Source organism: Arenibacter catalasegens (assembly GCF_002909235.1).
Taxonomy (GTDB): Bacteria; Bacteroidota; Bacteroidia; order Flavobacteriales; family Flavobacteriaceae; genus Arenibacter; species Arenibacter catalasegens.
Genome location: NZ_PHQQ01000026.1, coordinates 1 through 15,278 on the forward strand (window position 1 = coordinate 1; position 15,278 = coordinate 15,278).

At 36.2% G+C, this 15,278-nt stretch carries 14 protein-coding genes and 1 riboswitch; of the genes, 5 read left to right on the forward strand and 9 right to left on the reverse strand.

What is annotated here, in order from left to right; genetic code table 11:
* Nucleotides 1–292, forward strand: a 292-nt coding sequence (locus tag CWD90_RS23305) for a hypothetical protein (RefSeq protein WP_205161267.1), incomplete at its 5' end; no start/stop codon positions are given.
* 364 nt (nt 293–656) lie between these two features.
* On the opposite strand, the gene CWD90_RS17940 is transcribed toward CWD90_RS23305, so the two are convergent.
* Genes CWD90_RS17940 through CWD90_RS17950 form a run of 3 tightly spaced genes read right to left on the reverse strand, consistent with a single transcriptional unit; the run spans nt 657 to nt 2,349 of the window.
* Nucleotides 657–1,232, reverse strand: a complete 576-nt coding sequence (locus CWD90_RS17940) for a helix-turn-helix domain-containing protein (RefSeq protein WP_103477453.1) — start codon at nt 1,230–1,232, stop codon at nt 657–659.
* A 9-nt stretch (nt 1,233–1,241) separates the two neighbouring features.
* Nucleotides 1,242–1,643: a DUF6010 family protein gene (locus tag CWD90_RS17945; protein WP_103477454.1), complete on the reverse strand. Its 402-nt coding sequence runs from the start codon at nt 1,641–1,643 to the stop codon at nt 1,242–1,244.
* Between the two features lie 22 nt (nt 1,644–1,665).
* Nucleotides 1,666–2,349: an adenylate/guanylate cyclase domain-containing protein gene (locus CWD90_RS17950; RefSeq protein WP_103477455.1), complete on the reverse strand. Its 684-nt coding sequence runs from the start codon at nt 2,347–2,349 to the stop codon at nt 1,666–1,668.
* A gap of 330 nt (nt 2,350–2,679) precedes the next feature.
* Here CWD90_RS17950 and CWD90_RS17955 point away from each other — a divergent pair, with 330 nt between their 5' ends.
* The 3 genes from CWD90_RS17955 to CWD90_RS17965 all read left to right on the forward strand — a co-directional run bounded on the left by CWD90_RS17955 (nt 2,680) and on the right by CWD90_RS17965 (nt 5,449).
* Entirely contained in the window at nt 2,680–3,549 is an 870-nt protein-coding gene (locus tag CWD90_RS17955; protein ID WP_262494962.1) for a DMT family transporter, read from the forward strand.
* 138 nt (nt 3,550–3,687) lie between these two features.
* Nucleotides 3,688–3,798: riboswitch (TPP riboswitch) on the forward strand.
* 60 nt (nt 3,799–3,858) lie between these two features.
* Nucleotides 3,859–4,461 (forward strand): nicotinamide riboside transporter PnuC, encoded by a 603-nt coding sequence (pnuC, locus tag CWD90_RS17960; protein WP_103477456.1) that lies wholly within the window; start codon nt 3,859–3,861, stop codon nt 4,459–4,461.
* Entirely contained in the window at nt 4,430–5,449 is a 1,020-nt protein-coding gene (locus tag CWD90_RS17965; protein WP_103477457.1) for an acyl-CoA dehydrogenase family protein, read from the forward strand. The genes pnuC and CWD90_RS17965 overlap by 32 nt, the downstream gene beginning before the upstream one ends.
* A gap of 133 nt (nt 5,450–5,582) precedes the next feature.
* On the opposite strand, the gene CWD90_RS17970 is transcribed toward CWD90_RS17965, so the two are convergent.
* The 6 genes from CWD90_RS17970 to CWD90_RS17995 all read right to left on the reverse strand — a co-directional run bounded on the left by CWD90_RS17970 (nt 5,583) and on the right by CWD90_RS17995 (nt 12,792).
* Nucleotides 5,583–7,844 (reverse strand): carbohydrate binding family 9 domain-containing protein, encoded by a 2,262-nt coding sequence (locus tag CWD90_RS17970; RefSeq protein ID WP_103477458.1) that lies wholly within the window; start codon nt 7,842–7,844, stop codon nt 5,583–5,585.
* A gap of 277 nt (nt 7,845–8,121) precedes the next feature.
* Nucleotides 8,122–8,805 carry an SDR family NAD(P)-dependent oxidoreductase gene (locus CWD90_RS17975; protein WP_103477459.1) on the reverse strand — a complete coding sequence of 228 codons (684 nt, stop codon included), beginning with the start codon at nt 8,803–8,805 and terminating at the stop codon, nt 8,122–8,124.
* 11 nt (nt 8,806–8,816) lie between these two features.
* Nucleotides 8,817–9,047, reverse strand: a complete 231-nt coding sequence (locus CWD90_RS17980) for a hypothetical protein (RefSeq protein WP_103477530.1) — start codon at nt 9,045–9,047, stop codon at nt 8,817–8,819.
* Nucleotides 9,048–9,333: 286 nt separating this feature from the next.
* Nucleotides 9,334–9,786 (reverse strand): hypothetical protein, encoded by a 453-nt coding sequence (locus CWD90_RS17985; RefSeq protein WP_103477460.1) that lies wholly within the window; start codon nt 9,784–9,786, stop codon nt 9,334–9,336.
* Nucleotides 9,787–9,889: 103 nt separating this feature from the next.
* Entirely contained in the window at nt 9,890–11,386 is a 1,497-nt protein-coding gene (locus CWD90_RS17990) for an SDR family oxidoreductase (protein ID WP_103477461.1), read from the reverse strand.
* 506 nt (nt 11,387–11,892) lie between these two features.
* Nucleotides 11,893–12,792 carry a MerR family transcriptional regulator gene (locus CWD90_RS17995; RefSeq protein ID WP_103477462.1) on the reverse strand — a complete coding sequence of 300 codons (900 nt, stop codon included), beginning with the start codon at nt 12,790–12,792 and terminating at the stop codon, nt 11,893–11,895.
* Nucleotides 12,793–12,988: 196 nt separating this feature from the next.
* On the opposite strand from CWD90_RS17995, the gene CWD90_RS18000 reads away from it, so the two are divergent.
* Complete coding sequence (locus CWD90_RS18000; RefSeq protein ID WP_103477531.1) at nt 12,989–15,223, forward strand: FUSC family protein; 2,235 nt, start codon at nt 12,989–12,991, stop codon at nt 15,221–15,223.
* The last annotated feature ends 55 nt before the right edge of the window (nt 15,224–15,278 follow it).

Sequence of the window (15,278 nt, forward strand, 5' to 3'; positions counted from 1 at the left end):
ATTGCTCGATCCTTCAAAGTGGCGCAAAACGAACCGAAATCCCTCAGGGAAGTGGCGCAGTTTGAACCGAAATCACTGGCGCAATGAAACCGAAACGCCTGGCGCAATTTGGTCCGAAGTATCCAAGCCGAACAAAAACACAAGAAATATTATACTTGTAGTTGAATTTAGTTTTTTAATTAAAACAGTTTTGCTTGTCATCATTTTATTTTTAATTGTTAAAGTGGAATACAAAGATATCCGGGCTTTTAGCACCTTTAAAGACAACTTTGTGTCAAAAACGGACGAGTAAAAAAATGAATTCTAAAAGTGTTAATTTCCCACAGTTATGTTTGATTGCCAGAAACCCAATTTGATATACCAAAGGATATCCATATCTATTTAGACAAAAAAAGCCGTCCACTAGTGAACGGCCTTTAAAATTTAATCAAGAGTTGTCTAAATGCAATTTGCAGATGTACATGTTGAACCGCAATTGCAATTAACACATTTACAATTTGGATTCCCGCATTTTACATTGTCTGTTTTTTGAGAGCTATTGCTCACTATTGTTGATTTCATAATTATGTTTTTTATTGTTTTTTAATGAAGTAAAAGTAGCCTTTGCAAGGATGTATTTGTTATACTTCTTTGGGAATTGATTGTATAGTTTTGGGTTAAATCTTGTCAATAGGGAAACGGTGGGCAATACCCATTCCCTTAAAAAAAGTGGGAGTTAAACCAGTAATATTTTTAAACTGTTTTGATAGATGGGCTGCTCCACAATAATTTAGTTCATAGGCAATTTGAGATAATGTCATTTGGTCATAGGTCAGCAACTCTTTCGCTTTTTCAATGCGCTGTTCAATAAAATAATTCTCAATTGTTCTTCCTTCAACCAATGAGAATAAACTACTCAAGTATGTATACTCATGATGAACGTTCTCGGAGAGGTAAGTGGACAAATTTATTTTTATGGCTTTTTCATCCACTTCATTACGAGCCCTTTTAATTACGAGGTTTTTAATTTTCTCAATAAGCCGCCCGGTATTATTATCAATAATTTCGAAGCCTAGTGCTTTGAGTTCTTCATTCAGCTGCTCTTTTTCCTTTGTTGAAGGCGCTATCATTAACCTTATTTCCCCAATACTGACTTTTTGAAAAGGGATTATATTATTTTTTAAAATATTCTCGACAGCAAGTATACAGCGGTTGCAGACCATATTTTTAATAAGTAGTGTGGCAGTAATCATAATACCTATTTATTGGTTAAATCTTTTTATTGTAAACTGGTTGTTGAAGGCTAAAATATAAGCACTAACAGTAAAATCAAGTGATGAGCAAAACATATCATAGTTTGGAGGAATCAATCCTGGGTCTGAAAAAAGATTATAGGCAACATCCCAACATCCATGTAGAAAATAACCCATAGCAAGTATATGAACACCCTTTTTAATGCCATAATAGGCCAAAAACAGGAACAAAACTGCTTGGAAGGCATTTACCACCAAAGCCTGTATATCTGTCCAGACAAAACCTACATAGAGAAATCCAATTCCGGATAGGATAAGCCCATAGACTATTTTTTTGTCCAAATGCTTTACTATGCTAAACAGTAAAATAATGAGGAGTCCAGAGGAAATTCCAATAGTGATTGGTATCATAGTGTTTGTTTTTTAAATAGATTTAATTAAGAATTAGCTGATTTTCAGATTGATCTAGCATTTCTGTATAATGAACACTATTGTGGTTCTTATTATATTCTTCGAGACATTGTGTAGAACAAAAATAGAGTTCGTTTTCATTTGGATGATGGATTGCATATTGAGGGTTGACGATCAACATACGGCAAATGGGGTCGACAAGAGTGGTCGTTGTTTTTTCGATACTTACTTCATATATTTCTTTTTGGCCATTAATATTTTTAAATAGATGACTGCCTTTCGATTTAAATGCACAAATAGATTTATTCGTTAATGATTTTACAAAGTCATCAGAACACCAAAAGGTACCTGCCAGGGCTTTAGCGGCAATTCTGGACGCCAGATTAACAGTTGATCCAAAATAACTATCCGTCCGGTTCAAAACTTTACCAAAATGTAAGCCCCCATGTATCTGAAGAAAATTTTCTTCATTTGTTGTGTTGGCCTCTAAATTAAGAGCAGTGGCAAGTAAAAAGTCAGGATAGTCGGAGACGAACATTATTTCATCCCCTGTGCGTTGGTGCATTTTGCTATCGCCAACTAGGCAATTTTCTGCGATACGTATATATTTGTCAATTAAATCAGCAGCAGAGGTGGCACCATGGGTTTCCGTAAGTGCGGAATATCCCGATAAATCTGCCATTAGAATAGCTATGTTTTTTTCCATTGTTAATGTTTTATAATACAAATGTATCCTAGAATTTAGGCTGGCAACGGACAACAAGATGTCAAAAACGGACAACCCATTTGTTAATTTAACAGAAGCAAATTTGAAATTGAAATCATCTGGTCAAAGGAAAATAAAAAACCAGCAGCTCTCGACGCTGTGAAGTAATTTCGCTGCCCTGTCAGGTTTACAGACTTCAGGCAATACGGAATTCTAAAATCATTGAATCTTAGAATTAATACGGCTATTGTCTTAAGTAAAGGGGAGGTATTCATACCTTTGTGCTTTTAATCCAATGCACTTAGATATTGGTCAAACAATAGCACTATTTTGTTGAATATTAAATGGAGTAAACCATCCGGATTAGATTTTAAAAAAGCAGTGCTTTTTATGGTCATCAGCACCTTTTCATTTGCCTTGATGAATGTTTCCGTAAAATATTTGGCCCGTATCCCGACATTTCAGATTGTATTTTTCAGGTGTTTTGGCTCCTTTGTATTGGCAACAACCTTTATTTTGGTCAAAGGGATTCCGATATTGGGTAACAAACGGAGATTAATGTTGTTAAGAGCTATTCTAGGTTTAACGGCTATGAGTTTGTTTTTTCTTTCCTTAAAACACCTACACGTGGGTACAGCTGTTTCCTTACGTTATGTGGCCCCTATTTTTGCAGCTATTTTTGCCGTTTTCGTGTTAAAGGAAAAATTAAAAAAAATTCAATGGCTTTTTTTTCTAACTGCTTTTGCAGGGGTACTGGTTTTAAAAGGATTTGATGGCAATATCAATTCTACAGGACTAACTTTAATCTTAACTGCCTCCGTTTTTAGTGGAATGGTATATGTAGTTATTAGAAAAATAGGAGTGGCAGACCACCCTGCGGTCGTTGTAAATTATTTTATGTTCGTAGGTACTGTTATTGGGGGACTTTTGGCGATAACCGTATGGGTACAGCCCACAGGATATGAATGGGCATTTTTACTTATTCTAGGTGTTTTTGGTTTTATGGGGCAATTATATATGACCAAGGCATTTCAAATAGCAAAAACAAATCTTGTAGCTCCTTTAAAGTACATTGAGGTGATTTTCACTATTTTAATCGGTGTTTTATGGTTCAATGAAGCCTACTCTATTTATAGCTTTATTGGATTATTTATGATTATCTCAGCCTTGGTATTAAATACCTTGGTGAAAAAGGATTAAGACCTAAGTAACCTTAATTTACTGGCCTTGGCATATCAACTTCTACAGCTGTTTTTATAGTTGGATTTTCTTCTACAGCGGTTTTTTAAAATTAATTGCTCTAATATGAATATCAAATCACAAATTAGGTTTAGTTTTGTTATTGAAATGGGGTGCTTGCAATATGGGCGGGCTGAGATGATACCCAGGGGTTTTAACTCTGAACCTGATCCGGATAATGCCGGCGTAGGGATTTTAATTCGAGGAAGCAATCTAGCTAATCGATACTATCTTCATCTTTCCATTTCATTAACTTAAGTATGGGAATCGATGGAGAATTTTTTTACGCATCTTACCTTGTTGCAAACCTTGGGAACTGTTTTAGGCGTAACACAGGTTCTGTTGGCACGGAATAACAATATCCATAATTATTTATTTGGGATTGCTTCAATTCTAATCGGTATCTGGGTACTTTATCAGTCAAAACTGTATGGAGATATTATACTCCACCTTTATTATCTGGTTATGAGTGTCTATGGTTGGTTTTATTGGAAATTCGGTATACAAAAAGAAGAAACACCAATTTCTTATGCCAACACCTCGGAACGAATTACGGCAATTGGAATTGTAGTGCTTTGTTTCGCACTTATGTGCTACTGGCTGGTATTTTACACTAATACAGATGTTCCCGTCTGGGATGCAGCCGTAAGCGCCTTTGCATGGGCCGGGATGTGGCTCATGGCCAAAAGAAAGATGGAAAATTGGATCTACCTAAATATTAGCAATGTCATTGCCATTCCACTTCTCTTCTACAAAGAGCTTTATATATATGGCGGACTTACCATTTTCTTGTTTATAGTGGGGACCTCAGGATATTTTAAATGGAGAAAAATAATTATGCATGATACAAATAGACAAACAGCAAGAGCTTAGGAGACTTTGTTCAGGAGTAGAAATATTTTCTAAGGAAGTTTTGGATTGGATAGGCAAAGAAAACTTATGGAGTATATGGGTCCCTAAAACTTATGGGGGATTGGAGCTGTCCCTTGCCTACGGACTTCATAAGCTGAAGGAATTGGCTAGGATCGATGCCAGCCTTGGCTGGACGGTTACACTGTGCAGTGGTGCCAACTATTTTATTGGAAACTTTGAGGAGAGTAAAGCCCGTGAGATTTTTATAAATTCCAAAGTTCCTGTTTGTTTGGGAGGAAGTGGAGGTGTTTCTGGAACTGCTGTAATATGTGATGATTATTATAGCATATCCGGTAAATGGGGCTATGCTACCGGAGCTCCTTATCTTACACATTTTACTCTAAATGCCGAAATTATAGAAAACGGAATTAAATTGATAAATGATGATGGTTCACCAAAAGTGAGGTCATTTGTTATTCCGAAAGATGAGGTCCAGATTATTAAGGATTGGAATACAATGGGACTTAAAGCGTCAGCTACCCATTCTTTTGAAGTGAAGGATCGATTGGTTCATAAATCTTGTAGCTTTCTGTATAGCGAGAATTATTTACCTCATTCTATTTTTAAGATTCCATTTGGTCTATTTGCCGATGTAACACTATGGATAAACTATATTGGAATGGCCGAACATTTTTTGGAAGAAGCTGTCCTAAGTGTGTCAGATGTGAAAACGATTGAGTTGAAGGGTGTTATTGAGACTGCCAATCACAATATTTTTACTTACGCTGCGGAGATTGAGAAATCTATTGATGACGGAATGGTTTTTAAAACGGAGTACATTGAACTGATACACAATGAAGCCGCAAATTCCGTGAAAAGTATTTCCAGGAGTATCATAGAAATTTTTCCTCATTTAGGAGTAATAGCAAGTAGGAATAACCATCAGTTGAACCAAATTTTTCGTGATTATTTTACAGCGACGCAACATCACATTTTTACAAAAAAATAAGTAAAATTGAACTGGGAGCAACTTATGAAGCCCATCTTAGCTGTGAATTGATAAACTGCATTACACCTAGGCAATTCCTTTTCGTAATGGGTAAGATTATTTTTTCGCCCTTTTGCAGGGCATTTGGGATTGGTTATAGATTGAACCAGTAGGTAAGTTTAAAAACCAAAGCCCTATTCTTGCTCGCAAAATTGGCAGGAAAATAATTTTCCGTATAAACTATATAGAAATCCGAAGCTGGTTTATATCGCCATTGAAACCTAGCATTCAAGTTCATATTGTCCGTTAAATTATTATACTGATAATAACCGGTAAAAAAGAGTTTATCGGTAAAAGTAACATCCAACTTTGGACCTAAAAGTATTAACTCTGCACTTCCATAGTCTTCGTCCAGTTTTACATTATTATAATCAAAACGCATAGCAATATTTACATAGGGCTGAAAGCGCATATCGAGTTGTCCAGCTATATTTAGATTGGTGCCATTGTAAAATCCACCATACGTAGAATTCACAAGGAAATTCATTTTCCTTGTAGTATTGCTTTGAAAAGTGGTAGAAATAGTATTCCACCTATATTCCTCTCCATTCAAAAATTTTCGGGCCTCCGCATCGTTCACTGGATTGAAATCAAAAGTTAGTTGTTGAAAAACATGTCCGAAATCCAAGCTTAGGTTAGATGAGTTTTTAAACTCAAATGCATATCCTATAGAATATTCCCTGTCCACCATGGTGCCGTCAGGTAAATAGGTGTCATTTATTCCAGCTTGGGGCCCTGAATATAACAAACTATTGTTCTCTGGGTATAATTTATAAGTCAGCTCGGAATAATAACCCATTTGTCCTGGATATACCATACTTCCCGGTACATAGCCAACTTCGGCATTAAAGTTTTCATTAACAAAAAAGGTCCCCAAATTAGCTAAGAGACTACGATCGGAATACTGAAAAAATGCTGAACCTGACATGGTCTTTGCCTTATTTCTATCATCAAAGGATTGAGCTAAAAAGGAACTGTGGTACCATCTATTATCTTTACTTCTTAGCACAAGGTCGGCATCTATGACCCTATTGTATGTGTTTGGCCTAAGCTGACCTTCCATAGCAGGTCTCCCAAAAATACTCGGATGGTAATATCTTAAGGAATCACTTTGGGTAACCCCTAAACTTTGCTTGTTCACAAGGGTCATAGAAAAACTGGATTGTTCATGAAACATTCTTTGTACTGTTGCCACAGTGTAGTTTTGGGCAGGTAGTCCCAATTCCAACATTTTCTTTGTCTGCATATTCATGACCCCTAAGCGCCATTTTTCATTTATTGTACCACTGAGTCTGGCCCCGTACATTATGGGTACTTTTTGGGAAATTCCGGAGGTATCCTGTATGATGCCTATGCGTCTGGAGAAAAATGGTCTGGCAGAATCAAAACCAGCATTGTCAAAAAGATCGCTATTTTCCAAGAAGAATTGTCTTCGTTCGGGGAACCGAAATTCAAACCTGGAGAGATTAAGTATTTGTTCATCAACTTCTATCTGCGAGAAATCTGGGTTTACGGTGAGGTCTAAATTCATAGAGGGTGTAATGCCAATCTTGGCATCGAAACCGGTCTGTAGTTCTGAAGAGGATTCAATAGGATCCAGCTCCCTATCTTGGAATGCCCCACCTGATATATATGGTATGATAGAAATGTTGGTACTGGCCTTGGGAATTGGATCTTCCCATACTAGCTGACCGGCATAGGCAAAGGTGCCCGTATAGAACTGTCTGGGTGTACGGACCCAGGCCGACTTAATATTTCGTTTTTTATCCAGCCTGTCAAAGGTGACGTTCCACTCCTTAACATCGCTCTTATACTTAAAACTTTTAAATGGGATTGCCAATTCGGCAATCCACTTATCCTTGTAACGAACTACCTTGGAATACCACTTGTTGTCCCAGTATATATTGAAGGCATTTTCACCATTTCCTCCACTGGAAACAGTGCCTTCCCTTTGTGCCCCAATGGCGGTAACGTTAAAAAAATACCCGTTAAGTCTGTCGTTGTAAGGCCCAAAAATAAAGGATACATTGTCGTTTATGGAATACTTGAAATCCCTTCGAAGTGTACTTACAACATCTGGCGTGTCATCATCATAACAGACAAATGATACATATAGAAATTCATCGTTATAGGTCATGCGCCCTTCCGTTTGAAAAGGAGATGGTAAACTATCAACAGGAAAGTTTTGATACCAATTGTCGGCTACGTCGGCCTCCTTCCAAGCAGTTTCGTCCAAGACGCCATCCAACACAATTTCGCCATGGAATTTTTTAATCTTTAGTTTTGTTCCTGGATGGTTTTGGGTATGTCCTACTAAGAATAAAAAAAGTAATGCCAAAAGTAAAGAACACTTCATCTATTCCGAATTAATTATGTAATTATCAGACAGTCAGTGTTAAAGATAGGGTATTTTTGGATATTTTTTTAGTGCATCATTTCCCATTTTTCTTGTGGATATAATAAACTTTAATGAATTGGAAAATCGTTATGAAGGTAATTTTGGTTTTAAAATAACTTTTAAGGCCATGAATATATAAAAAGGAAAATAACAACAGTTAGGGGTTAAGTTCAACTGCACTAATTATATCTATTTTGAGGGAAGTTGGCCAATAATTTGGACTGAGACAGTATGTCTAGATCTTAAAAGTTACAATTCCACAGTCCATTTCAAAGATTTGCCCCGAGATAGAAGTGGCTTTGTCCGATAATAAATATTCCGCCATTCCTGCAACTTCCATAGGGTCTAGGAATTTCTTTAATGGATGACGCTCTTTTATGTTTTCGATCATCTTATCATTGCGCAGAAGCTTTGAGGCCAATTGGGTATCTGTAACTGTTGGGGCAATGGCATTTATGCGTATTGTTGGTGCCAATTCTGCACCCAGGGATTTTACTAAACCCTCAACACCAGATTTGGCCGTGGCGATACTGGCGTGGTAAGGCATGCCTAATTTAGAAGCTACCGTACTAAAGAGTAATACCGAGGGCATTTCGCTTTTTTTTAACACGTCCAAATACTTTTGAATAACCTTTACAGCGCCAATAACATTTATTTCAAAGTCATCCCTAAAGTCCTTTAAACTTAATCGTGCAATAGGTTTTAAATTGATACTTCCAGGACAATATACCAAGGCATCCATAGCTGTAATTTCTGGCAACTCGTCCCTGAGGACATCACAATTAAAATGAGTTAAATTAGCGTGGATTTGTTCTGGCGATGACCTACTAATATTGATTATTTTATGGGAATCAATCAAAGTTCTAACAATTGCATTACCTATTCCTTTGCTACCTCCAATAATGACTATTGTTTTCATTTTTGATTATACTATATGTTGGTAACCAGGGGTTTGCCTTTTAACCTTTTTTCTACTTTTCGTTTAATGACGGTTAAGCGTTTCATTATATCCATAATATTATTGTCCTTGGTCAGCCTATAAATTTCATTTAAGCTGAGGATCAAGGATTTTGCTTCTCTAGAAATTTCAATTCTGTCGCTAGTTGAAAGCGATTTTAGTTTTCTTTGTTCAAATTCTAATGCTTGATTAATAATTTCCATGTTAATAGCCTGTTTTGAATTGTTATTGTTTATAGGCATTTAATCGGGATTGCGCCGTAATGTTAGCTCTTGAAAACCGCATGCTACATTAGCTGCCTAATTACTTGTGCTTGTGCGTTTTCGACTTTACGTATTACTACTTGTAATATATAGTGCCCAAAGGGCTTTGTTTCCTCATTTTAAGGTTTCAGTTGGCGCTGTACACTTTTAAGTGCCAGCCGTGGCTGTATTCAACTGAGCAATAATTGAATGGTGTAAGATTTCACAGGCTTAATAAAGATATAATCTATATTATTCTTCCTGTAAATTGGTCATAATTTGATGTACCATAATTTGTTTCATAGCCATATTTTTGTTCCAACAGCTTATCAAAGAATGCTTTACTATCTTGAAATATTTGATTATCCCTAAATTTAATGTATCGGTTCTGAGCCTGTATACTTAGAAAACTTCCTTGGTCAATATCCAATTGGTAATATGGAATTACCCAGGTAAAACTCTTATTAACCTTGTTGATTTTAGCAAGGATACCCAACGGACGTAATTCTATATTTACAAAAGTGGCGTCGAAAGGGGTATTAAGATAAGTGTCCATATTTGAACTGGCTTCTTCTATAATAAGTTGTTTTGAGCCAGTGCCATTCATTTTAAAGATTTTGATAAAATTGAATGACTTACCTACCAAATCATTGATTAGGTGTTCAATCTCCCTAGTTTTATATGTGGTATCTAAAATCATCCTTTACACTAAGTATTCAAAATTACAAAATGTTTAATGAATTTTAAAATTGATTAAACAAAAATGAATTCTATTTTCTTATAACGTTATAAGTATTAACTATTTAAGGCTTGTTTGGATTAGAAACAAGTTTATTGATAAGACCATTAAAAATAAAGCCATGAAACGGATAAACAAGGTACCAGTACAATCTTCCAGGCAAGCCCTTGGGCCTAAAAGTGGCCGTTTGTTTAAGGAGCCCATTTTCAATCTTGAATTCGAGCCATGCCTCTCCTGGCAGTTTCATTTCGGCGTATAACAATAGTTTTTTTTCGGTTTTATCACTAAAAATAACGCGCCAAAAGTCAAGTGCATCACCGGCATCCAATTCTGTTATATTTGTTCTGCCCCGACGAAGGCCTATACCGCCTACCATCTTGTCTATATATCCCCTTAATTTCCAAAGAATATTTCCGTAATACCAGCCAGTAGTTCCTCCGATAGACCAAATTTTGTTGATGGTGATCGCCTCATTCTTAATTTTTCGTTCCTTGTAGTCTTTAAAGCAACCGTACTTGGGAACATTCACGTATTTATAAAGATTACCTTTTAAGTGACCACTGCTTACCATGGAATCTTTCCAACTGGATACTATGCTGTTTTGTTCAATTTTCTCAAAAGCCAGTTGTACAGCCTGATTATAAGGTATCGGGTTAACCTCCATAAGCTGATTAATGTTACTAGGTCTTCCAACGATTTGGATCCCCATACTATCTACTAGGGTGGTTGCCAGTCTGTAGGAAGTGGAGGTGACGAAATATAGCCAATAAGAGGAAAGTTTAGGTGTCATAATGGGAACGGTTATGATATAGCGTTTCAATCCCCTTATTTGCGCAAACTCAAGAAGCATTTGCTTATAGGTCAAAATTTCTGGGCCAAAAATGTCATAGGAGGTATTGTAAAGTTCAATTCTATCCTTAGCTTTTGACAAAAAAGACAAAACATCCCTAACGGCAATGGGTTGAGTTCTAGTATTGAGCCATTTTGGAGCTACCATAATGGGTAATTTTTCAACCAAATCCCTAATGATTTCAAAAGAAGAACTTCCGGATCCAACGATTATTCCAGCTTTAAAAACGGTAAGGTTGTAAGAACTAGAAACTAAAATTTCTTCTACATTTTTACGGGATTTTAAATGTTTAGAAAGTAGTTCTTCATTGGTAATCCCACTGAGATAAATTACCTGTCTTATCTGGGTCTTTGCCATAGACCTTTTGAAGTTGGCAGCACAGGCGGCTTCCAATAGCTCAAAATTATCAGAAGAATTAGACATGGAGTGGATTAGGTAATAGGCCACATCAATATCCGTTGGAATGTTCTTAAGTGTTTCCGATTTTAGAAAATCGACTTCAACAATAGAGATATTCCCGTCATTGAGGTGAGTACTATCCACTCTTAATTTATCCCTGACCGCACAGACCACATGATGCCCTTCATTGATTAAGATAGGAATTAAACGTTTCCCAATATAACCGGTCGAACCCGTTACTAGAATTTTTAACCTAGATGTTGCCGCTGATTTTTCTATTGCTTTTATGTTGATTATTCTATCTTTTGACATGGTATATATTGAGCTTGTAAAGTCGATCGAGTCTGAAAATATTCAGTTCAGTGGTAATGCCCCAATTTTTATTGGAAAAACGAATACGCAAAATGATTAAAATTATTGAGGTTGTTTACTTTGGCAAAGGAGTAGGTCCTAATTTGGTATTGTCCTAGGTAATGTAAGTATGTCCTACTTCCGAATTGTTATCTAATGCTCCTTGGTTTATATTGTACTGCGAAAGATACAAAATGTTTAATCTTTTATTAAAATAATTAAACAAAAATTAATACATTATAAATAGGTCATAACTATAAAAATGGAAATTCTTTATAGTTTTGGGAATATTCGGACGTCTTAGGCACAGCAATCTAATTACAAACTAAAAAGCAGGTTTCTCAAATAATAATAGCTAATTAGGTTATCGCGGTGTATTATAAATTCATGTGAATATTCTTCAGTGGCAAGGCAAACTATGAAACCTTGATTAAAATAGTAGGTAATAGGCAATACACCTGTTTTTTCTATAGTTTATCCACTAAATCTTCAATACTGAAAAATGGAAATATGGTATTAGGTAATTCTTTTATATTGATTTCCTTTAACTTTTTCCCTATTATCCAAAGCTCAGTTTTGAAGTCTATAAGCAAATTGTCATGGAAGTCCTTTAGATATTCGTTAATTTCATCTTTAAAGGGTTTTATAGTAAAATACGAAATAAAAACGATATTGTCGTACAGTTGTTGTAAATCCCTTAGGCTGGTGGTGGGAATGCTTTGCCCGAGATAAATGGCATAATAACCATGCTTCAAAATTTCATAATTTATATATAACAATCCAATTTCATGAATTTCATTATCTGGAAGAAATAGTACAAAGGTTTTGGAAGTATTGGTAGGTGCCTTGATTTGAAGGGCTTCATTATTAACCAAAATTTTCTGTTTAATTAAGCCAGAAATAAAATGTTCTTGAGATGGAGTTATTGTATCTGTTTGCCATAAAATCCCCAATTCATTTAACAATGGAATAAAATATTCATAGAATATTTCTTTAAACGACTTTTCTTTTAGAAGGGTATTGTAGGTATTTAAAAAAAGAGCCTGGTCAAACTTTAGCATGGCCATTTTAAAGGAATTCATAAAGTGGCCATCAATGTTTTGAGAGTAAACTAAATCTTTTATCAGTTTTGGGATTTGATTTGGATCTAATTCTGAAATTTTGGAAATTTTATAACCGTTATTGTAGAGGTAGGTAATATTCAAAAGTTTCTGCACATTTTCAACATCATAATACCTTATGTTAGTGTCTGTCCTATTCGGCTGAAAAAGATTATATCGTTTTTCCCATATCCTGATAGTATGGGCCTTTATCCCGGAAAGATTTTCAAGGTCCTTTATACTAAAGACGTTTTTAACAAGATTCATTTATTCCATTGATGATTATCCGAAAGTATTCCTTTTATGGCTCATTTCAAAGTTTTAAAAGAAACTCCATATAGCCTGAATTAATTGGGGGGGAGATAATTATGACAAAAATCGAGGTCTGGGCCACAAGTATACGGAGTTTGAAAATTTGGTGTCATTGGGCCAAATCGTATCTTTAAGGCTGAATAATTATATTTTGAAATCAATTGCATTAACCATTACTGAAAATAGTAAGGAACTGTTGCAGTTCTTGAAAAGTTCTAATTTTTCAAAGGCCATCCTCATTGGTATTGCCGTTACCCTACCGATCGTAGTGGGCATTGGACTTGGGCATTTTGAAATTGGACTGGCACTTTGCTTAGGGGCTTTTTGGAGTTCACCAAGTGATGTCAGTGGAAGTTACCGTCACAAAAAGTTTGGAATCCTGTTTTCCGCAGTATTGGTTATGTTGGTGAGCTTTATTGGAGGGTATTTAAAGTTAGAGACTTGGTTTCTGCCCCCTATTTTAGGGATATTGACCTTTGCTATTGCGTTTATTTCGGTTTATGGGTTTAGGGCCTCCCTCATTAGTTTTTCGGGATTGTTGGCCTTGGTGTTGAGTTTCGCCCATGATTCCCAAGAATTGGAAATTTATGAATATGCCCTTTTGGTAGGTGTAGGCGGACTTTGGTATTTGTTGTTGGCAACACTTTGGTACCGTATAAATCCAAAAGCGCAGACTGAAGAACTTTTTGGTGAAACTTTTGCCCTCACTGCTGAATTTCTTGAAACCCGTGGTAATTTGGTTGGTCCACATGCGGACCGAAATGAATTGCAATCCAAATTATACGAAATACAAAGTAAGCTAATTGAGCATCATGAAACCCTGAGGGAAATTTTACTTCTTTCACGTAGAAGTTCAGGTAGATCTAATTATCAGGCGAAGCGTCTATTGGTGTTTGTTGAATTGGTGGATATGCTTGAAACTGCCATCGCCAACCCGGTTAATTATGATAAAATGGATGCGCTTTTTAACCACCACCCTGAATATGTAAAGAGTTTTCAGAAGCTAATCTTCGAAATGTCCCTTCAATTACGTATTATGGCCGAAGTGGGATCCGACCAAAGCAAATTTCCCAGAAATTCTAAATTGGCAGAATGTTTTGTAAAAGTGAAAGAGGAAGTAGCTTTTTTTAGAATAGAAGGGGAAGCAAAGGATTACGAAGGATTTATAATGCTTCAAAACCTGCTGGAATATCAGGAAAAACAATTTGAAAAACTTAAAAAGATAAAATGGCTGCTAGGCAATCCGGATATGGGTTCGGTTGATTTAGTAGACCAGGCTGCTTCCAAGAAGTTTATAGTGCACCAGGATTATGACCCCAAACTTTTGCTAAGGAACCTTAGTTTTAAGTCTACCATTTTTAGGCATTCGTTGCGGTTGGCGGTTACAGTCATGATCGGTTATGCACTGGGCACTTTCTTCGATTTTCAAAACCCCTATTGGATACTTCTAACTATAATCGTAATCATGAGACCCAGTTATGGGCTTACCAAATCACGATCAAAGGATAGAATTATTGGAACTCTTGCAGGTTGTGCCATAGCAACGGGTTTTGTATTTATTATTCAGAACCCCTATGTGTTTGGTGCATTGGGAGTGGTATCGTTGGTTATAGCCTTTTCAATGGTACAAAAGAATTATAGGGCAGGGGCAACCTTTATAACTTTGAGCGTTGTGTTTATATACGCCATTATACGCCCAGATGTATTAACAGTTATACAATTCAGATTATTGGATACCTTGATCGGTGCCGGACTTTCTTTTATCGCCATGTTGTGGATTTGGCCCGCTTGGGGCTTCATGGAAATTAGACAACAAATAGAAAATAGTGTCAGGGCCAATAGGGAATTCCTTGTCCAAATTGCCGATTTTTACGAACGCAAAGGAAAAGTAACTACCAACTACAAAGTTTCGCGCAAAGACGCTTTTGTCGAAACTTCCAACCTTAGTTCTGCTTTTCAGCGAATGGCACAGGAACCTGTATCCAAACAAAGAAATTTGGATAAAATTTATGAATTGGTAGTGTTGAACCATAGTTTTCTATCGTCCTTGGCTTCATTTAGCACCTATATCCAGAACAATCCTACCACTGAAGCGTCGTTAAAGTTCAAAGACTTTATTTCTAATATTGATAAAAATTTGGTGGAAGTACTTTTTGCCCTAAATGATTCGAAATCAGGCGATACGTCCATAGACCTTCCAGGGGGCAAAATTTCTAAAGAACAGCTTCCGACTTTTGTACCTAAGAACATTGCGGATTTTCCAAAGTTGGACATTCAATCGGAGCGGAATCTTCAAGAGGCTCACTTGGTAACAGAGCAATTACAGTGGCTATTTTCCTTAAGTAGAAAAATGTTAATTCTTATTAAAAAAAATGACTTGGATTAATATTGAAGGAGTAATCCCTCTTTCATTAAGAAAACTAAAATTGAACATGAAAAGA